Source organism: Nocardiopsis sp. iso_238 (assembly GCF_056173325.1).
On the sequence record NZ_CM149668.1, the window covers coordinates 3353152 to 3373356 of the forward strand.

The window sequence follows — 20205 nt, forward strand, 5'->3', positions numbered from 1 at the left end:
GACCAGGCAGAAGGGAGCGGGGACAAAGTTGTGCCCTGCACAACGCGGGGTGCGCAGTGCAGGGCACGTGACTGCGGAGCGGGTGAGCCCCTCCCCCGGTTCAGGGGGTCGGGTTCACCTCCCCAGGCCGGACATCAGGTCCGCGAAGGGCGTGGGCTCCTCGTAGGGGTCGGCCGACGTGGGCGCGCTGTCGGTGACGAGCAGCGCCAGCTGACGCGCCGCCCGCGCGATGCGTTCGGACAGCTCCCGGCCGCCGCTCTCGCCGGCTCCCCAGTCCTCCGAGGCGGCGTAGACGCCCGTGGGCACCACCACTGAACGGGTGTAGGTGAACATGGGGCGCAGGGCGTGCTCCAGCACCAGGGAGTGACGCGGGCTGCCTCCGGTGGCGGCCACCACGACCGGTTTGCCGTCCAACGCCTCGGTGTCGACGACGTCGAAGAACGACTTGAACAGGCCGCTGTAGGAGGCGTTGAAGACCGGGGTCACCGCGATGATCCCGTCGGCGTCGGCCACGTCCGCCAGGACCCCGGGCAGGTCGCCCGTGGGGACGCGGGTGGTCATGGCGTTCATGATGTCGTGGGCCAGGTCGCGGAGCTCGACCACCCGGACCTCGACCTTCTCGTCGCGGTCGGCCAGGGCCTCCTCGGCGGCGGCGGTCAGCCGGTCGGCGAGCAGACGGGTCGAGGAGGGGTTGCTGAGCCCGGCCGTGACGGTGACGAGCTTGCGGGTCATTCCTGGACCTCCGTGTTCGTGGTGGCGCGCTCCTTCGCGGCCAGGAGCGAGGCGTGGTTCGGGGCGTCGGGCACGTGGGCGGGCTTCTTCGCGGCGAACTCCCTGCGCAGCACCGGGACGACCTCCTCACCGAGGATGTCCAGCTGCTCCAGGACGGTCTTGAGCGGCAGACCCGCGTGGTCCATCAGGAAGAGCTGGCGCTGGTAGTCGCCGAAGGACTCCCTGAAGCCCAGGGTACGGTCGATGACCTCCTGCGGGCTGCCCACGGTGAGCGGGGTCTCGCGGGTGAACTCCTCCAGGGAGGGGCCGCCGCCGTAGACCGGCGCGTTGTCGAAGTAGGGCCGGAACTCCCTGACCGCGTCCTGGGAGTTCTTCCGCATGAACACCTGGCCGCCGAGCCCGACGATCGCCTGTTCGGCCCTGCCGTGGCCGTAGTGCTCGAAGCGGCGCCGGTACAGGGAGATGAGCTTCTTGGTGTGGGTGGCGGGCCAGAAGATGTTGTTGTGGAAGAAGCCGTCGCCGTAGAAGGCGGCCTGCTCCGCGATCTCCGGGCTGCGGATGGAGCCGTGCCAGACGAACGGCGGCACGTCGTCCAGCGGGCGCGGTGTGGAGGTGAAGCCCTGCAACGGGGTGCGGAACTTGCCCTCCCAGTTGACGACGTCCTCGCGCCAGAGCCGGTGCAGGAGGTTGTAGTTCTCCAGCGCCAGCGGGATGCCCTGGCGGATGTCCTGCCCGAACCACGGGTAGACCGGCCCGGTGTTGCCCCGGCCCATCATCAGGTCCACGCGCCCCTCGGCCAGGTGCTGGAGCATCGCGAAGTCCTCCGCGATCTTGACCGGGTCGTTGGTGGTGATGAGGGTGGTGGAGGTGGACAGGATGATCTTCTCGGTCTTCGCCGCGACGTAACCGAGCATGGTCGTGGGCGAGGAGGCCACGAAGGGCGGGTTGTGGTGCTCGCCCGTGGCGAAGACGTCCAGCCCGACCTCCTCGGCCTTCAGCGCGATCTGCACCATCGCCTTGATCCGCTCGCCCTCGGTCGGCGTACGTCCCGTCGTGGGGTCGGTCGTCACGTCGCTGACCGAGAAGATTCCGAACTGCATGGCCGTTCCCCGATCCAAATAGCTTCCTAGGAAAATGCTTTCGATGAAACTATCATGCGGAACCCCGTCCAGGAGCCAGGTATTCCCGCCCGCGCACCATGCGGGCGGGGGTTCGCGGACGCCCCGCACCCCGCGTCACCGGGAACGCCCCATCAAGGGCCACTATGCCCCGGAGTACACCGAACCGAGGGGAACCGACACCGCCCCCGCCACCCCACTCCTCCAGTCGGCCCCGACCCCAGCCAGCAGGGGCCGCACCGACTCGATCCCGCCGACGATGTGGGCATAGGGCTCGCCCCCTAGCGGACACCCACGGCTCCGGGATCGTCTCGCCTCACGCCCAGCCGGACCGGGTGGCGCGAGGCGAACGCGACCTCCACGCGGTCGCGGGTGACGTGTCTCTCACCGACACGTGTCGGGTTCCACTTCGGGGGCGATCCTCGTCGTGTGGCCCTCGTTCAGGACGGGATGGAGGACGGGCGGCGCGGGCAGGGGCGGCGGCCACTCCCACCAGCCGGAATCCCTGACCAGGGCGAGTTCCTCGGGCTCGGTGGGGCGCCACGGGGGCGTCCTCTCGGGCGCGGCCGCCTCCTTCACGGGCCTGGATCGGAGGGGGCTTAGGACGCCCGTGCCCGAGTCCGCACCCGCTTTTTACCGGCCGGACTGAAAATCGGACCACTGGCCGGGAACACCTATGCTCAGAGAAGCGTTCTCACAGGTGAAGCACCCCAGACCGACCCCGACCCCAACAAACCCACCGAGTCTGTGCGAAGCTTCTGAGATCACCTCAAGACCATGCGCGGTTGTACGCGTTCGTGTCGGCAATGGGGGTTTCTGACACGAAACCATCGCTACAACCGCCTTCCCAGCGGCCAGACCGCACCTAGTGCGTAGGCCGCGCGGTCGGGTCCCACGTTGGGGGACGTGGGACCCGGCCAGGCTTCAGGGGGCGCGCCTCAGGGCGCGCCCCCTTTTTCTGTGCCGAGCCAGTGGGTCAGGCCCGTTCGTGGAAGTCGATCAGGGTCATGGGCACGATCTCGGCGTCATAGAACTCGGGCGCCTCCTCGGTGGGTTCGGTGAAGTCCGTGATCGGTTTGCACGGATACAGCGGAATGACGTTCTCAGAGGGATCGGGGGCCTCTCCGGCGCTGATATCCCATCCGTCGCCACAGGCCATCCTCTCGTCGATCGCTCTGGTGGTACTCCTGGAGAATCGGCCGTAGAGGAAGGTCCTCCGGTCCTCCTGGCCCGTCGCATCCTCCAGTACTCCTGCCACGTCCATCGCGTAGGCACAGTCGATGTCCCAGCCACTGGCCTGGACATCCCACACCTTCTGAGCGGGCCAACCGGACACGATGGTCCCGCAGAGCGGGGCGTACACCGCGCCCCAGTGGCCCCCGCCCTCGACAACCGTCATCTGCGGGTCCTCCAGCGCCACCTCGGCGTTGGTCTCCTCGAAGTCGACGAGCACCTCCCAGCGATCGGCGTCGTACCGAACACGTGAGGGCGCCCCCTCTTCGTCGAGTTCGACCCGGGCCGTGGCCCGCGTCTCGATGAGGGCCCCGTCGTCCAGGAACCCGAACGGAGTGGAGCCCTCGTACACACGGTCCTCCCCCGACACCTTCTCCGCCTCGCCAGTCTCGGCCAGCGCTCGCAGCGGCTGGGTGACAAGGGTGGCGGCGACGGAGTCGGGTCCGATTCCAGGGGAGAGCTCGATCCTCGGTGGCGATTCCCGAAACATCCCGAGATCCTCCTCGCGAGGCGCGTACACGTACAGTTCACCCTGGTGGCTGGCGACCGCGGACGTGTCGGGGCCCATCACCGCACCCCGGATGAGGAAGCTCTGGTCCGCCGCCGAGTACAGGTACTCCTCCTCGGCCCGGCTCTCCTCCAACACGGTCTCCACCGGCTGTCCCGTCTCCTCCGCGACCTGCTCCGCGTAGGCCCGGGTGTAGCTCCGGGTCACCTGCGCGGTGAATCCCGGCCCCTCCTCCAGCAGGCTCGCGGCAGCGGCGACCCTCTCCGAGGGACCGTCGACCACCTGGTCGTAGACGACGTAGCCGCCCGCCGCCACGGCGGCCACGGCGAGCACACCGGCCCCCGCGAGGCCGACCTTGGAGGTGGCGACCGCGCTCAGCAGCCCGCCGGTGGTGCCGCTGCCAGCCGAGGCGGAGGCCGTGGCCGTGGCCGTTCCCATACCGGCGGAACCGCCGGCTCCCGCCCCTGCTCCCGCACCCGACGCCGCAGCGCCGGTTCCGGCCGAGCCGCCCGTGCCCAGCGCGCCCGATCCCACGACGCTCGCGCCCAGACCGGCCACGGAGACGACGCCCAGCGCCGCCGCCCAGCGGCCGGGGTCGTGTCCGGCGTCGTCCACGCCCCGCCAGTAGTCGCGCAGCATACGGCGCAGGCCGTCAGCGATCGCGGCCCCGCCGGTCCGACCGTCCTGCTCGGCCTCGGGCAACAGTGCCCTGACCAGCTCCGCCGAGGTCGGCCTCCGCTCCGGGTCCACCGACAGCGCGGCCTCGACCAGGCCCCGCAGGTCCTCGGGCACACCGGTGACGTCGTACTCGCCCTCGCGCACCCGGCGCGCCAGTTCCCCGGCGTCGCCGGTCCCGAACGGGGCGCGCCTGGTGGCGGCCAGTGTGACCAGCCCGCCCCAGGCGAAGACGTCGGCGGCCGCGTCCGCGCTCGCCCCGGTGTAGCGTTCCGGCGCACTCCACCCCGGTGTTCCGTAGGAGGCGGAGGCGTCCACGGATCTCTCCGTGCCGATGTCGACCGCGATCCCGAAGTCGACGATCTTCGGCCCGTCCGGCGACAGGATCACGTTGCCCGGCTTGATGTCACGGTGAGCGATCCCCGCCGTGTGCAGGGCGGCCAACCCCTCCGCCGTACCCAGCGCGAAGGTACGCAGCATGTCGCCCTCCAGTGGGCCGAACGCGCGCACGTGGCGGCGCAGGTCCCGCCCGGCGACGTAGTCGAAGGCCAACCACGGAACCGTCGCCTCGGTGTCGGCGGCGTGCAGGCGGGCCGTGCTGATCCCGTCCGCGCGGCCCAGCATCTCGACCTCCCGGGCGAAGGCCTCCCGGAACCGGGGCTCACGGGCGAAGTCGGCGTGGACGGTCTTGACCGCCACGCACACACCCTGGTCGTCCAGGGCTCCGAAGACCGCGCCCATCCCTCCGGCGCCGATCCTCCCCACCACCCGGTACGGGCCGATCGTGGTCGGGTCGTCCACTTCCAGCGGAGAGAGTCCGTGCGGCGGAGAGACGGTGTCAGGGGTGGGGGACATCGGGGCCCTTCAGGCGGTGGTGGGGGAACGTCGTGCGGTCACTCTGATGCGTCCGTGACCCGAGCGGTTCGCGAGTCGACGGCTCCTCAGACGGTACGATGCGCCTGCGTGGGAGGGGGCACGATGGCGACTGGCGGACGGCCGACGATGGCGGACGTCGCGGCGTACCTCGGCGTCTCCCGGCAACTGGTCTCGCTGGTCCTGGGCGACCGGCCCGGACCGAGCGCGGCCACCCGCGAACGCGTGCTGCGCGCCGCCGAGGAGCTGGGATACCGCGCCGACACCGCGGCCCAGCTGCTGCGCCGTGCGCGCAGCCGCCAGGTGGGGGTGCTGTTCACCATGGAGCACCCGATGGACGCCGACCTCGTCGAGGCCCTGTACCCGGAGGCGGCCCGGCTCGACTACAGCGTGGCCCTGAGCGCGATGCTCGCCAACCGCACCGAACGACAGGCGATCGACGAGCTCGTGGGCCTGCGCTGTGAGGCGCTGGTCCTGATCGGGATGTCCGCGCAGGCGCCGGAGGACCTGGCCCGGGTGGCCGAACGCGTGCCGGTGGTGGAGATCGGCCAGCGTACCAACGCGGCCGGGACCGACAGCGTGCGCACCGACGCCGTGTCCGGGGTACGGCAGGCGGTCGACCACCTGGTCGCACTGGGGCACCGACGGATCGCGCACGTGTACGGCGGAGACCTGCCCAGCGCGCCGGAGCGCCGGACCGGCTACCTGGAGGGGATGCGCGCGCACGGTTTGGAGGCGTGCGTGGACCTGGTCCCGGGCGCCTACACCGAGGAGGCGGGAGCCCAGGCCGCGTCCGCGCTCCTGGAGCGGGACGCACTGCCCACGGCCGTCGTGTGCTGCAACGACCAGTCGGCGCGCGGCCTCATGGAGACCCTGATCCGCGCGGGCCGTTCCGTGCCGGGCGAGGTGTCCGTGGTGGGGTACGACGACAGCCGCGCCGCGCGCCTGTCGTTCCTGAGCCTGACCTCGGTCCGCCAGGACGTGACCCGCATCGCCGAACTGACCCTCGGGGCGGTCGCGGAGCGTCTGGAGGAGGGACGTACGGAGAGCACGCACGTGCTGCTCCCGACCACGCTCACCGTGCGCGAGAGCACCGCTCCCCCACGGAGGTGAGAGCCAGGCGTCTCCGCGTCGCGAACTGTTCTCGCCATCCGACGCCGGAGCCCGGAGACCCGCTCATCGCGCACCCCGGGCTTTCGCCTGCCACCCCCCGTGTCAGACCTGTGTTCTCCACCTCAGTGGTTGCGATCTCCACGCGCGTCCGTGACGTGTTCCCACACGCCTCCCGTCCCACGCGAACCCCCGCGTCTCCGGGACCTCTGACGGGGTCGGCCGCGCGAGGCAGATCACGTACCGGGCCGTTGGAATTTCTCCGGCGCGGGTGTCATTGTTGATTTAGCACGTGCCAAGTCACCACGTCCCATCCCCACCGAGCGACCGGTTCCACGTCGCCCCACCCGATCCACGCCGCGAGGTCCGCTCTGGCCCGTGCGCACGCCGTCCACCCTCCGGAAGGGGGCACCGCCATGCCTCTGGCCATCCTCGCCCTGGCCCTCGGGGCCTTCGCCATCGGCACCACCGAGTTCGTGATCATGGGCCTGCTCCCCGAGGTCGCCGCCGACCTCGACGTGCCCATCTCCACCGCCGGATACCTGATCTCCGCGTACGCGCTCGGCGTGGTGATCGGGGCTCCTTTGCTCACCGCCCTGGGCACCCGCCTGCCGCGCAAGACCATGCTGCTCGTGTTCATGGGTGTGTTCCTCGTCGGCAACCTGGCCACCGTGCTGACCAGCTCCTACGGCGCGGTGTTCGCCTCCCGTGTCCTCGCGGGGCTCCCCCACGGCGCGTACCTGGGACTGGCCGCGCTGGTGGCGGCGCACCTGGCCGGCCCGACCCGTCGGGCGACGGCCGTGGCACGGGTGATGCTCGGTCTGACCGTCGCCAACATCGTCGGGGTCCCCGCCGGTACCCTGCTCGGGCAGCTCCTCGGCTGGCGCGTGGCGTTCCTCGTCGTGGTCGCCCTGTCCGCCCTGACCATCCTCGGGGTGGCCCGCTTCGTGCCGCACACCCCGGCCTCCCGTGTGGGCGGCCTTCGCGGCGAGCTCTCGGCCCTGCGCCACCCGCAGGTGATCCTCGGGCTGACCACGGCGGTCTTCGGCTTCGCCGGGGTATTCGCCGTCTACAGCTACATCTCACCGATGATGACGGAGCTGGCGGGCATGCCCAGCGCCGGGGTCCCGATCGTCCTGGCGCTGTTCGGTGTCGGCATGACACTGGGTTCGCTGGTGGTGGGACCGATCGCCGACCGGTGGCTTCGTCCGACCATCTACGTCTCCCTCGCCTCGCTGGCCGGGGTCCTGGCGCTGTTCACCCTGACCGTGCACAATCCTTGGACCGCCGCCGCCACCGTGGTGGTGCTGGGCGCCGTCGGCTTCGGCGTGACCGCGCCGCTCCAGGTCCTGGTGATGAGCAAGGCCGAGGCGGCGCCCACCATCGCCTCCGCCACCAACCACTCGGCGTTCAACCTGGCCAACGCCGGCGGCGCCTGGCTGGGCGGTCTGGGCATCGGCATGGGGCTCGGCTACGTGTCCCCGGCCGTGATCGGCGTGGTCCTCGCCCTGGTCGGACTGGGCATCGCCGTGACGGCCGGACTGGTGGACCCCGAAGGCTCGGGGACCCCGTCCGCCCCGGAGGGCCCGGACCGGGCGGCCGGTTCGGCCTCCGAGCCCGTGGCCCACGGCTGACCCGACGCTGACCGGGCGCCCGTACCCCCTGGGGTGCGGGCGCCCTGTCGTGGGCTCACCGACGGAGTGCGTTCGGGGGGTTGACTTCATGGATTGTTAACGCCAACAATGTTGGCCAGCTCACACTGATCCCCTTGAGCCTCGGGAAACCAAGGCGAGAGAGAACCATTCAGCACGCGCATCCGTGAAGGGACCCCCCGTTGTCCACGAATGTTAACGCCCACAATCCTGAGTCAGGAGAGGGACCGCGTGCGGCGCCCGACTCCGTGGTGCTCGGGATCGACTTCGGGACCCTCTCCGGCCGGGCCGTCGTGGTCCGGGTCAGCGACGGGGCCGAACTGGGCACGGCCGAGCACGTCTACCGGCGCGGGGTGATCACCGACCACCTCCCCGGCGGTGGAGACCCCCTCGAACCGGAGACCGCCCTCCAGGACCCCGACGACTACCGCGAGGTCCTACGGAGCGCCGTCCCCGCCGCCCTGCGGAACGCGGGGGTCACACCCGACCGGGTCGTCGGCGTCGGCACCGACTTCACCTCCTGCACCGTGCTCCCGGTGACCGCCGACGGCACCCCGCTGTGCGAACTGGCCGACCTGGCGGACCGCCCGCACGCCTGGCCGAAGCTGTGGCGCCATCACGCCGCCCAGCCCGAGGCCGACGAGATCAACGCCCTGGCCGCCGAACGCGGCGAGTCATGGCTGCCCCGGTACGGCGGGAGGATCTCCTCGGAGTGGCAGTTCGCCAAGGCCCTCCAGGTGCTGCGAGACGACCCAGGCGTGTACGAACGCACCGCGCGCTGGATCGAGGGCGCCGACTGGATCGTCTGGGAGCTGTGCGGACGCGAGACCCGCAACGTGTCCAGCGCCGGGTACAAGGGCATCCACCAGGACGGCGCGTGGCCCTCCCGGGACTTCCTGGCCGCCCTGGACCCGCGTTTCACCGACTTCGTCAGCGACCGGCTCGACCACCCGCTTTCCCAGCTGGGCGAGCGCGCGGGCGGGCTCACCGCGCGCGCCGCCGCCTGGACGGGGCTGCCGGAGGGCACCCCCGTCGCCGTCGGCAACATCGACGCGCACGTCACGGCGGCCACCGCCCGGACCACCGGGCCCGGGCGGATGCTCGCCATCATGGGCACCAGCACCTGCCACGTGATGAACTCCGAGGTCCTGGCCGAGGTCCCGGGCATGTGCGGCATGACGCTGGGCGGGATCACCCCGGGCATGTGGGGCTACGAGGCCGGGCAGAGCGGCGTGGGCGACATCTTCGGCTGGTTCGTCGACACCCACGTGCCCCCCGCGTACCACGAGGAGGCCGCCTCGGAGGGGGTGTCCGTCCACGAGCTGCTCTCCGACAGGGCGGCCCGCGCGGCCGTGGGCGAACACGGCCTGGTGGCCCTGGACTGGCACAGCGGCAACCGCTCGGTCCTGGTCGACCACTCCCTGTCCGGCGTGCTGGTGGGCATGACGCTGGCCACGCGTCCCGAGGACGTCTACCGGGCCCTGGTGGAGGCCACCGCCTTCGGCACCCGGACCATCGTCGAGGCCTTCACCGGCGCGGGGATCCCGGTGCACGACTTCACCGTCGGCGGCGGGATGGTCCGCAACCCCTTCGTCCTCCAGGTCTACGCCGACGTACTGAACAGGCCCCTGCACGTGGTGGACACCGAACACAGCTGCGCGGTCGGAGCGGCGATCCACGCGGCGGTCGCCGCCGGGGCGCATCCGGACGTCCACGCGGCCTCCCGGGTCATGGGGCGGGTCCGTGCGGACACCATCGACCCCGACCCGGCGCGGGCCGCCGCCTACGACTCGCTCTTCGCGATCTACACCGAGCTCCACGACCACTTCGGCCGGGGCGGCAGTGACAGCCTGCGTCGGCTGCGCGCCCTACGCGGGGCCGCGTTCACCACCGGCGTTCCCAAGGACACCGGCGCCTCGGGCGGTTCCACCGGCGCGCCCACCACCGCCTCCAGCGACACCACCACCGCCCCCGCTCCAGAGGGAGAGCGATGACCGCCACCGACCCGCCCCGACCCGACCCGCTTCACCAGCTCGACCGGCACCGCACGGAGGTGGATCGCCTGCGCCAGAGGGTCTGCGAGCTCCACGCGGAACTGCCCCGGTGGAACCTGGTCACCTGGACCAGCGGCAACGTCTCCGCCCGTGTCCCCGGCACGGACCTGATGGTGATCAAGCCCAGCGGTGTCTCCTACGACGACCTGCGCCCCCGTGACGTCGTCGTGTGCGACCTCCACGGACGGCTGGTCGAGGGTGACCACAACCCCTCCAGTGACACCGACGCGCACGCGTACGTCTACCGGGTCCGTTCCGACGTCGCCGGGGTCGTGCACACCCACAGCCCCTACGCCACGGCCTGGGCCGCCCGGGGCGAGGCCATCCCCTGCGCGGTCACCGCCATGGCGGACGAGTTCGGCGGCGACATCCCGGTGGGCCCGTTCGCGCTCATCGGGGACGACTCCATCGGCAGGGGGATCGTCGCGACCCTGGAGGGCCACCGCTCCCCCGCCGTCCTCATGCGCGGCCACGGCGTGTTCACCGTCGGGGCCTCCGCCAAGGCGGCGGTCAAGGCCGCGGTGATGTGCGAGGACGTGGCCCGCACCATCCACATCGCCCGCCAGGGCGGACCCGTCGAACGCCTTCCCCAGGAGGCAGTCGACGCCCTCTACCACCGCTACCAGAACGCCTACGGACAGTAAGGAAACGCCGTGCCCCCACCCACGCCCCCCGCGAGCCGTAACCCGGCGGTGCGCACGCGCCGCCCCAGGATCGGCCTGCTCGGCATCATGCAACCTCTCTACGACGCCATGATCCCCGGCATCACGGAGCACCAGGCCGCCTACGCCCAACGGCTCACCGAAGGCCTCTCCGACGTGGCCGAGTGGACCCTCGCCCCTCCCGTCCGCGGACGGGAGGACGCCGAGGCGGCGATCCGCGGCTTCGAGGGCCAGGACCTGGACGGGGTCCTCGTCGTCATGCTCACCTACGGCCCCTCCCTCCGCGTGACGCGGGCCCTCACCGGAACCCGGCTCCCCGTCGCCCTCGCCAACACCCAGCCGGACCCGGCGGTCAGCGCCTCCTGGGACATGGCCGACATGACCTACAACCAGGGGATCCACGGAGCCCAGGACACCGCCAACGCGCTGGTCCGGGCCGGGGTCGACTTCGACGTCATCACCGGCGACTGGCGGAGCCCCGACTTCGCGGAGCGGGTGGACCGCTGGGCCCGCGCCGCGCACACCGTCAGCGCTCTGCGGCGGCTGCGCGTGGGGGTGTTCGGCTACCCGATGAACGGCATGGGGGACGCCCGGGTGGACGAGGCCGCCCTGCTGCGCAAGCTCGGCCCCGAGGTGCACGTGATCGCCCCCGGCTCCCTGCACCGCACCATGGCCGACCTGCCCGAGCGCTCCGTGAGCGACCTCCTCACGTGGGAGGACGAGGTGTTCGACGTCGACGACCGCCTGTCCAAGGAGGAACGCGAGGACCACGCCCGCATGCAACTGGGCATCGAACACCTGCTGGAGGAGTCGGGCTGCGGCGCCTACTCCACCCACTTCGACGCCATCGGTGAGGACGGCCGCTTCGCCCGCCTCCCCATGGCGGCCGCCTCCACCCTGATGGCGCAGGGGTACGGGTTCGCCGGAGAGGGCGACGTCCTGGCGGCCTCCATCGTCTACGCCGGGCACCAACTCGCGGGGGACGGCCACTTCACCGAGATGTACGCGATGGACTTCCCCAGCGACTCCATCCTGATGAGCCACATGGGCGAGGGCAACTGGCGGCTGGCCCGCGAGGACGAGCCGACCCGGATGATCAAGCGCCCGCTGGGCATCGGGGGCCTGGCCGACCCGCCGACCATCCTGTTCCGGTACCGCCAGGGGCCCGCGACCCTGGCCTCGCTGGTCTCGCTGGGCGGCGAGCGCTTCCGCCTCGTGGTGGCCGAGGGCGAGGTCCTGGACGCGCCCGAACTACCCGCGCTGGAGATGCCCTACGGGCAGTTCCGCCCCACTTCGGGTGTCCGGGGATGCATGGACGCCTGGCTGCGGGCCGGCGGCACCCACCACATGGTCATGAACTCCGGTCGGCTCGCCCGGGACTGGAAGGTCCTGTGCGAGCTCGCCGGGATCGAGTACGTGCAGGTCTGAGACGACCGACCACCACACCCCAGGAAAGCAGGACCCATGTCACGACCACCACTCCCACCCCTCGCCGCGGCGCTCGTCGGCACGGCACTCGCCCTGACCGCCTGCAACGGGGTCGGCGACGCGGCCCGCCCCCAGGGGGAGAACGGCGTCATCGGTATCGCCATGCCCACCCAGTCGTCCGAGCGGTGGGTCAACGACGGCGCCAACATGGTCTCCGAGTTCGAGGAGCGCGGCTACGGCACCGACCTCCAGTACGCCGAGGACGTCGTCCAGGACCAGATCTCCCAGATCGAGAACATGATCACGCGCGGAGTGGACCTCCTGGTCATCGCGTCCATCGACGGTGAGGCCCTGGGCGACGTGATCGACACCGCCGCCGACAACGACATCCCGGTGATCGCCTACGACCGGCTCATCATGGGCAGCGAGAACGTCGACTACTACGCCACCTTCGACAACTTCGAGGTCGGCGTGCTCCAGGGGCAGTACATCGTCGACTCGCTGGACCTGGAGAACGAGGACGGACCGTTCAACCTCGAACTGTTCGGCGGCTCCCCCGACGACAACAACGCCTACTTCTTCAACGAGGGCGCCATGTCGGTACTGCAACCGCACATCGACGACGGCACCCTCGAGGTGCGCAGCGGCCAGACCTCCATGGAACAGATCGCCACGCCGCGCTGGGACGGCGCCGTGGCCCAGTCACGGATGGACAACCTGCTCAGCGCCAACTACTCCGGGGAGGAGGTCGACGCGGTCCTGTCCCCCTTCGACGGCATCAGCCTCGGGGTGATCGAGTCGCTGCGGGCCGTGGGCTACGGCTCCGGGTCCCGTCCCCTGCCGATCGTCACCGGTCAGGACGCCGACCTGTCCTCGGTGCGGTCCATCATCTCCGGGGAGCAGACCCAGACCGTCTTCAAGGACACGCGCGCGCTCGCCACGCAGACCGTCGACATGGCCGAGGCGATCCTGGCGGGCGACGAGGTTCCCGTCAACGACACCGACACCTACGACAACGGCGCCAGGGTCGTGCCCTCCTTCCTGCTGGAGCCGGTCTCCGTGGACCTGGACAACTACCACGAGGTGCTGGTCGAGAGCGGCTACTACGAGGAGACCGACCTCGAATGAGCGCCCCGAACCCCGCGTTCCCGCTGCTGCGCATGCGGGACATCCGCAAGGAGTTCCCCGGGGTGCGGGCCCTGGACGGGGTCTCTCTGGACGTGGCCCATGGGAGCGTCCACGCCCTCATGGGTGAGAACGGCGCGGGCAAGTCCACCCTGATGAAGGTGCTCAGCGGCGTGCACCCGGCCGGTTCCTTCACCGGGCTGGTCGAGGTGGACGGTGAGCCCCGCGCCTTCTCCGACGTCGCGGCCAGCGAGCGGGCCGGGATCGCGATCATCCACCAGGAACTCGCCCTCGTCCCGCAGCTGTCCATCAGCGAGAACGTGCTCCTGGGCCACGAGGAGACCCGGTACGGCGTCATCGACTGGGGCGCCACCCACGCCCGGGCGCGCGAACTGCTGGTGCGGGTGGGGCTGGACGAGAACCCCGCCACCCCCGTCTCCGCGCTGAGCATCGGCGCCCAGCAGATGGTGGAGATCGCCAAGGCGCTGGCCAAGGAGGTGCGGCTGCTGATCCTGGACGAGCCGACCTCGGCGCTCAACGAGGCCGAGAGCGACCGGCTGCTGGACCTGCTCCTGGACCTGCGTGAGCAGGGGGTGGCGTGCGTCCTGATCTCGCACAAGCTCGGAGAGGTGATGCGGGTGAGCGACGAGGTCACCATCCTGCGCGACGGCCGCACGGTGGAGACCCTGACCGTGGAACGCGACGAACGGGGCGGGGCCTCGATCGACGAGGACCGCGTCATCCGGGGGATGGTCGGCCGGGACCTGGACCAGCGCTACCCCGACCCCGACGGGGAGATCGGCCCGGTCCGCTTCGAGGTACGCGACTGGACCGTGGACCACCCCACCCAGGCCGGTCGGCGCATGGTCGAGGGCGTGGACCTGACCCTCCGGAGCGGCGAGGTCGTGGGGCTGGCCGGGCTCATGGGAGCCGGGCGCACCGAGTTCGCGATGAGCCTGTTCGGGCGCTCCTACGGCCGCTACGTCCGGGGCGGCCTGTTCCGCGACGGCGCCGAGCTGCGTGTGGACGACGTGGCCGGCGCCATCGCGGCGGGGGTCGCCTACGTGCCGGAGGACCGCAAGTCGCTGGGGCTGGTCCTGGACGACGACATCCGGCACAACACCACCCTCGCCGCCCTGGACCGGGTCTCCACCCGCGGCGTCCTCGACCCGGGCCTGGAGACCGTGGAGGCCAGGCGCATGAGCGAACGCATGCGGGTGCGCAGCCACGGGATCGACCAGACCGTGCGCACGCTCAGCGGCGGGAACCAGCAGAAGGTCGTGCTGGGCAAGTGGATGTTCACCCGGCCCGAACTGCTGATCCTGGACGAACCCACCCGCGGCATCGACGTGGGGGCGAAGTACGAGATCTACCTGATCGTGCGCCGACTGGCGGCCGAGGGCGCCTGCGTCCTCCTCATCTCCTCCGAGCTGCCGGAGATCCTCGGCATGAGCGACCGCGTCTACGCCATGTGCGAGGGGCGCGTCACCGGCCAGGTCCCGGCGGCCGAAGCCGACCAGGAAACCCTGATGAGACTCATGACCCGAACCGGGGACCCGACGTGAACCACCCGACCCGATCCCTGCTGCGGGGCAACACCCGCCAGTACGGCATGGCCATCGCCCTGGTGGCCGTCATCATCCTCTTCCAGGTCCTCACCGGAGGCCTGCTTCTCACCCCGCTCAACATCACCAACCTGATCATGCAGAACTCCTACATCCTGATTCTCGCGATCGGGATGATGCTGGTGATCATCACCGGCCACATCGACCTCTCCGTGGGGTCGGTGGTGGCCTTCACCGGGGCGATGTCCGCGATCATGCTCACCTCGTGGGGACTGCCGACGCCCGTCGTGGTCCCGATCGCGCTGCTCCTGGGCGCGGCCATCGGCGCCTGGCAGGGCTTCTGGGTCGCCTACGTGGGGGTGCCCGCGTTCATCGTCACCCTGGCGGGGATGCTGATCTTCCGAGGCGCCACCCTGGCGGCCCTGGGCGGGGAGTCCATCGCCCCGCTCCCGCAGTCGCTGCGGGTGATCGCCAGCGGTTTCCTGCCCGGTCAGTCGGACGGGCTCCACCTGCCCACCCTGGCCCTCGGGGTGGCCGGAGCGGCGGCCATCGTGTGGGTCCAGTGGCGTTCGCGGGCCCGCTCCCGAGCGCGCGACCTGCCGGTGCCTCCGGTGGCGGTGACCGTCGCGAGCTCCGTGGTGGTGTCCGTGGCCATCGTCGCGTTCACCTACGCGCTGGCCGGGCACAACGGCCTGCCCCTCGTCGGTGTGCTGCTGATCGCGCTGATCGGCGGCTACGCGTTCGTGATGCGCTCCACCACCATGGGACGGCGCGTGTACGCCGTGGGAGGCAGTGAGCGGGCCGCCGCACTGTCGGGGATCCGTACCAAGCGGGTCACGTTCTGGGTGTTCGTGAACATGGGGGTGCTCTCGGCGCTGGCCGGGCTCATCTTCACCGCCCGACTGAACGCGGCCACCCCGGGCGCCGGGACCATGTTCGAGCTGGACGCCATCGCGGCCGCCTTCATCGGCGGCGCCTCGGCGTCCGGCGGTGTGGGCAGCGTGATCGGCGCGGTCATCGGCGCCCTGTTCATGGGCGTGCTCAACAACGGCATGTCGCTGATCGGCCTGGGCGTGGACTGGCAGCAGTTCATCAAGGGCCTGGTCCTGCTGCTGGCGGTGGCCTTCGACATCTACAACAAGAAGCGTGTGGGCGGTTCCGCGCCGATCCTGCCGGGGCTGGCTAGGCGCTCTCCCGCTCGACAAGAGTAGGAGTGACGATGCGGCGCTCGGCCTGCCGCTCCCCGGAGATTCCGGAGAGCAGCAGGCTGAGTGCTTCGGCGGCCACGGTGTCGAAGTCGGGGCGCACGGTGGTCAGGGGCGGGATGAAGTAGCCCGCCTCGGGCACGTCGTCGAACCCCACCACGCTGACGTCCCCGGGGACGGAACGGCCGCGTTCCGACATGGCGCGCAGGATCCCCAGGGCCAGGTGGTCGTTGGCGGCGAAGACGGCGCTGACCTCGGGCATGCGGGCGAGCATCAGCCCCGCGCGGTAACCCGAGGCGGCGCTCCAGTCGGCCGGGCTGACCGGGGGGACCTCGGCGCCCGCCTCCTCCAGGGCCTGTCGCCATCCCCGTTGGCGTCCGGCGGCGTCGAACCAGTCCTCGGGGCCGGACACGTGCCAGACCGTCTCGTGCCCCGCGTCCAGCAGGTGGCGCGTGGCCAGCCGGGCTCCGGCCTCCTGGTCGACGGTGACCAGGGCGGCCCCGGCACGGTCGGGGTCGCCGTCGACCGTCACCAGGGGCACGTCGGTCGGGACCTCCGTCAGGGCCTCGTCCGCGGCGGCGGTGGGCGCTATGACCACGATCCCCGCGGCCCGTTGTTCGCGGTGGTGTTCCACCGCTGCGGCGATCGACCCCCGGTCCAGGACCCGGACCCGGCGCACGCTCACCACGAATCCCTGGGCGGCGGCGGCCAGCTCGAAGGCGGCCAACAACGAGGACGGGCCGAACAGGGTGGAGTTCTGCGCCACGACACCGAGGAGTTGTGACCTGCCGGTCGCCAGGGTGCGGGCCGCGCGGTTGGGGCGGTAGCCGAGCTGTTCGATGGCGGCGCGCACCCGCAGCCTGGTCTGTTCGCGCACGTTGGGGTGCCCGTTGAGCACGCGGGACACCGTCTGGTGGGACACCCCCGCGAGCCGGGCGACGTCCGTCATCGCGGGGTCGCGGTTGGTCCGGGTGGATGAGGAGGTGTGGTCCACCCATGGCTCCTTGGCTGTTGGCTTGATCGGGGTCATGTACGGGCGCTGAGTTGGCGTTAACATATCCCACTCGCCCCAAAGGTTCAATGTTCACGGGACTGTGGGAAACCCTTCTGCTCCCGTCTTGTTAGCGCTCACGCTCCAGACCGTCGGGGGGCGAGCATGCCGTCGACGAGCGTTGGGGCACTCGCCGTGGAGGCTGTCGGCGTGAACCCCGTCGAGTACCCGGGTCGAGATCCCGAACGCCATGCTCGCGACGGCGTTCAACCTGGCCGTCTTCGGTGACGCGGCCGTCGGCGCCTCATCGAAGGCAGCGGACCCGCCGCGCTCCTCGCGGTCACATCCAGCCGCAGACGTGCCTTCCCCAGACGCCAGAGGCGAGAGCTCGCGTGCGCGGACTCTCATTGTGCGGTGCTTTGCGAGGACCGGGACAGGTTCATCACCACGCCCGCCGGGCACCATTCCATCAAGGTGACCGAGTGCGTACGACCGGTTCCCGCCCCTGCCCCGTGGACCCCACGAGTAGCCGAGCCCCCGCAGCCGCCACAGCCCCGACCGCCGACCGGTCGGTATCCGCCATGTCCAGGAGGAGGCCCTCCGTGGCCCGACCCAGCAAGTACGTATCCCGGTCCGACCTGGGATGGGGGACGTCCCCAGCAGCGTCCGCCGATCCCCGGTCCGGTCTGGTCGTCCACTACGACAGCAGCAACCAGAACCTCGCCGACAAGGACCACTCCGCCTGTCTCACCTACTGGCGCAACACCCGCGCGTTCCACACCGGCCCCTCCCGTGGCTGGGTGGACATCGGCTACAGCTGGCTGGCCTGTGCCCACGGCTACGTCATCGACGGGCGCGGCCCCCGGCGTGAGCAGGCCGCGCAGCCCGGCGGGAACCGGACGCACTACAGCGTGACGCTGGCGACCGGCCCCACCGACACCATCACGGACGCCCAGATCAACGCGGTCCGTGAGCTGCGCCAGTGGCTCGTGGACGACTACACCAACGCGGGCACCGTGCTCGGGCACCGCGACTTCATCGCCACCTCGTGCCCCGGTGACCGGGCGTACTCCATGGTGCGCGACGGCACGTTCACCCAGGCCCCCGGGCCCATCACAGGAGGAGAAGGTTCGTTGCTCGGACTCAAGGAAGGCGACGGCCTGCTGCCCGGCGCCCCGGTCGAAGGCGTGAAGGCTGTTCAGCGACTGATCGTGGCCGCCGGGTTCGGTTCCACCCTCGACCCCGACGGAGTCGACGGCCGGTGGGGCCCAGCCACCTCGGAGGGTCTCCTCCAGGCCCGCAAGTACGTCGGCTCGGGCGTCACCTCGATCAAGTCCATGACCGGCGAGTCCTACGCACAACTGATCCGGGCCTGCGCTCGCCGGGAGGCGGAGCGCGCTGTCGGTAGCCTGGACGTCTGATCTCCCCGCACCGGAGACCGTGACGGTCACCGCCCCCGGTGGGGTCGTGACCATCCACGAAGCCCGGTTCGGGCGCAGACCCCCAGACCGGGGTCTGCGCCCCCGCGCCCGCAGGGCTCACCTTGTTCCTAAGGCCCATCCCCCGCGTGCGCGGGGCTCACGCCGAAGTGGAGGAGCAGCCCCGGCGGCGACACCGGTCCATCCCCGCGTGCGCGGGGCTCACACTTAACGACCTGCAACGACGCGGGCCGTTATCTCCGCTTGACCTTCGCAGGCGCACGTCCTGGTCACATGATGGCAGAGACCGGGCTCCTGAATCCTCCCCGAACTTCAACTCTTCTGGGGCAGGCTGCGGCTGCGGCCACGGAACTCCGCGATCACCTGATCTCCTCGGCGGACGGTGACGTCGTAGACGCCGCTGCGGCCGAACCGCACGCGTTCGACGGCGGTCGCCACCAGCAGATCCCCCTCCTTGGTGGGGGCCACGAAGGTCACGTCCGCGCCCGAAGCCACCGTGACGTCGCCGCCGTCCAGGTTGCACGCGCAGGCGAAGGCGGTGTCAGCGAGCGCGAACACGAACCCGCCATGGGTGATGTCGTAGCCGTTGAGCATCAGGGGCCCCACGACCATCTCCACCACCGCGTACCCGTCTCGGGCCTCAACCAGGCGCATCCCCAGTCCCTTGGAGGCCCGGTCGGTTTCGAACATCCGCCACGCGGTCTCGTTGCGCCCCTCGGACGCGGCACCGCTCACGAGTCGAAGTCCACGGTGACGGTGTCGGTCTGCGGCAGCGACTGGCACGCCAGCGCGTACCCGGCCTCGACCTCGGCGGGGGTGAGCGCGTAGTTCCGGCGCATCCTCACCTCACCGTCACAGACCTTGACCCGGCAGGTCCCGCACACGCCGCCCTTGCAGGCGAACGGCAGATCAGGACGGTAGCGCTGCGCGGAGTCCAGCACCGGCACGCCCTGGGGCAGGGTCAGCGTGGTGGTGCGCCCGTCCAGCACGACGGTGACCTCGCTGGCCGGGCCCTCAACCTCGGGGTCCTCGTGGCGGGCCTGGGGCGGCGGTTCGGCCCCTTCGACGAAGAACAGCTCCTGGTGCACGCGCTCGCCCTCGACCCCGTGGCGCGCCAGTACCTCCCGGGCGTCGGTGACCATGCCGTAGGGGCCGCACAGCCACCAGTGGTCGACCGCGTCGGCCGCGATGACGGTGGACAGCAGCGCCTCCAGCTTCGCGCCGTCGAGACGGCCGGTGAACAGCTCCGACTCACGGGGTTCGCGGGAGAGCACGTGCACCAGCTCGAAGCGGGGCCCGAAGGAGTCCTTGAGATCAGCGATCTCGTCGGCGAACATCACCGTGTCACTGCGGCGGTTGCCGTAGAGGAGGGTGACGTGGGAGCCGGTCCGTCGCAGCAGCGAAGCGGCCATGGACAGGACCGGCGTGATCCCCGAACCGGCGGCCACGAGCACGTGGCGGGCGGCCCGGGTGAGGTCGGGGCTGAACCTTCCGGTGGGCACCCCCACCTCGATCTCCTGGCCCGGCTCGACCTCGCGGACCAGCCAGCTGGAGAAGAGCCCCCCGGCGACCAGGCGCACACCCACGCGGGGCTTCTCCCCCACGGCGGAGCAGATGGAGTAGCTGCGCCTCTCCTCGACGCCGTCGACCTCGCGGCGCAGGGTCAGGGACTGGCCCGGTGCGAAGGCGAACTCCTCGACGAGGTGGTCGGGGACGTCGAAGGTGACCGCGACGGCGTCGTCGCACAGGCGCTCGACGTCGGCCACGCGCAGCCGGTGGAACGCTGCGCGGCCGCGCAGCGGCACCCCGGCGGTCTCGGTGACGGGTGTGGACAC

At 71.0% G+C, this 20205-nt stretch carries 15 protein-coding genes; 9 read left to right on the plus strand and 6 right to left on the minus strand.

The features are described 5' to 3' along the window. Positions 1 to 114 precede the first annotated feature (114 nt). From AC0VYL_RS15075 to AC0VYL_RS15085, 3 genes are all read right to left on the minus strand, one after another. Complete coding sequence (locus AC0VYL_RS15075) at positions 115 to 732, minus strand: FMN reductase (RefSeq protein ID WP_475480518.1); 618 nt, start codon at positions 730 to 732, stop codon at positions 115 to 117. After that, entirely contained in the window at positions 729 to 1832 is a 1104-nt protein-coding gene (locus AC0VYL_RS15080; protein WP_475453514.1) for an LLM class flavin-dependent oxidoreductase, read from the minus strand. The genes AC0VYL_RS15075 and AC0VYL_RS15080 overlap by 4 nt, the downstream gene beginning before the upstream one ends. 994 nt (positions 1833 to 2826) lie before the next feature. Beyond that, positions 2827 to 5121 carry a serine/threonine protein kinase gene (locus AC0VYL_RS15085; RefSeq protein ID WP_475480519.1) on the minus strand — a complete coding sequence of 765 codons (2295 nt, stop codon included), beginning with the start codon at positions 5119 to 5121 and terminating at the stop codon, positions 2827 to 2829. 147 nt (positions 5122 to 5268) lie between these two features. On the opposite strand from AC0VYL_RS15085, the gene AC0VYL_RS15090 reads away from it, so the two are divergent. The 8 genes from AC0VYL_RS15090 to mmsB all read left to right on the plus strand — a co-directional run bounded on the left by AC0VYL_RS15090 (position 5269) and on the right by mmsB (position 15946). Continuing rightward, entirely contained in the window at positions 5269 to 6252 is a 984-nt protein-coding gene (locus AC0VYL_RS15090; RefSeq protein WP_475463083.1) for a LacI family DNA-binding transcriptional regulator, read from the plus strand. Between the two features lie 413 nt (positions 6253 to 6665). After that, complete coding sequence (locus tag AC0VYL_RS15095; protein WP_475480520.1) at positions 6666 to 7883, plus strand: MFS transporter; 1218 nt, start codon at positions 6666 to 6668, stop codon at positions 7881 to 7883. Between the two features lie 266 nt (positions 7884 to 8149). Then, positions 8150 to 9895 carry a ribulokinase gene (gene araB / locus AC0VYL_RS15100; RefSeq protein WP_475483518.1) on the plus strand — a complete coding sequence of 582 codons (1746 nt, stop codon included), beginning with the start codon at positions 8150 to 8152 and terminating at the stop codon, positions 9893 to 9895. Beyond that, positions 9892 to 10599: an L-ribulose-5-phosphate 4-epimerase gene (locus tag AC0VYL_RS15105; protein WP_475453524.1), complete on the plus strand. Its 708-nt coding sequence runs from the start codon at positions 9892 to 9894 to the stop codon at positions 10597 to 10599. Before araB ends, AC0VYL_RS15105 begins: the two co-directional genes overlap by 4 nt. A gap of 9 nt (positions 10600 to 10608) precedes the next feature. Continuing rightward, on the plus strand, positions 10609 to 12045 hold the full coding sequence (locus AC0VYL_RS15110) for an L-fucose/L-arabinose isomerase family protein (RefSeq protein ID WP_475453526.1): 1437 nt from the start codon (positions 10609 to 10611) through the stop codon (positions 12043 to 12045). Between the two features lie 36 nt (positions 12046 to 12081). Beyond that, positions 12082 to 13173: a multiple monosaccharide ABC transporter substrate-binding protein gene (gene chvE / locus AC0VYL_RS15115; RefSeq protein WP_475453528.1), complete on the plus strand. Its 1092-nt coding sequence runs from the start codon at positions 12082 to 12084 to the stop codon at positions 13171 to 13173. Further along, a complete protein-coding gene (locus tag AC0VYL_RS15120) occupies positions 13170 to 14735 on the plus strand; it encodes an ATP-binding cassette domain-containing protein (protein WP_475480521.1) in 1566 nt (521 codons plus the stop codon). Before chvE ends, AC0VYL_RS15120 begins: the two co-directional genes overlap by 4 nt. A gap of 47 nt (positions 14736 to 14782) precedes the next feature. Then, complete coding sequence (gene mmsB / locus AC0VYL_RS15125; RefSeq protein WP_475483519.1) at positions 14783 to 15946, plus strand: multiple monosaccharide ABC transporter permease; 1164 nt, start codon at positions 14783 to 14785, stop codon at positions 15944 to 15946. Here mmsB and AC0VYL_RS15130 read toward each other — a convergent pair. Then, positions 15918 to 16934 carry a LacI family DNA-binding transcriptional regulator gene (locus AC0VYL_RS15130; RefSeq protein ID WP_475480522.1) on the minus strand — a complete coding sequence of 339 codons (1017 nt, stop codon included), beginning with the start codon at positions 16932 to 16934 and terminating at the stop codon, positions 15918 to 15920. The genes mmsB and AC0VYL_RS15130 overlap by 29 nt on opposite strands. 599 nt (positions 16935 to 17533) lie before the next feature. Between AC0VYL_RS15130 and AC0VYL_RS15135 the strand changes: the two genes are divergently transcribed. Beyond that, positions 17534 to 18352 carry a peptidoglycan recognition protein family protein gene (locus AC0VYL_RS15135; protein ID WP_475480523.1) on the plus strand — a complete coding sequence of 273 codons (819 nt, stop codon included), beginning with the start codon at positions 17534 to 17536 and terminating at the stop codon, positions 18350 to 18352. Positions 18353 to 18682: 330 nt separating this feature from the next. On the opposite strand, the gene paaI is transcribed toward AC0VYL_RS15135, so the two are convergent. Both paaI and paaE read right to left on the minus strand, forming a co-directional pair. Continuing rightward, positions 18683 to 19060, minus strand: a complete 378-nt coding sequence (paaI, locus tag AC0VYL_RS15140; RefSeq protein WP_475483520.1) for a hydroxyphenylacetyl-CoA thioesterase PaaI — start codon at positions 19058 to 19060, stop codon at positions 18683 to 18685. Between the two features lie 41 nt (positions 19061 to 19101). Next, positions 19102 to 20205: a 1,2-phenylacetyl-CoA epoxidase subunit PaaE gene (gene paaE, locus AC0VYL_RS15145; RefSeq protein WP_475480524.1), complete on the minus strand. Its 1104-nt coding sequence runs from the start codon at positions 20203 to 20205 to the stop codon at positions 19102 to 19104.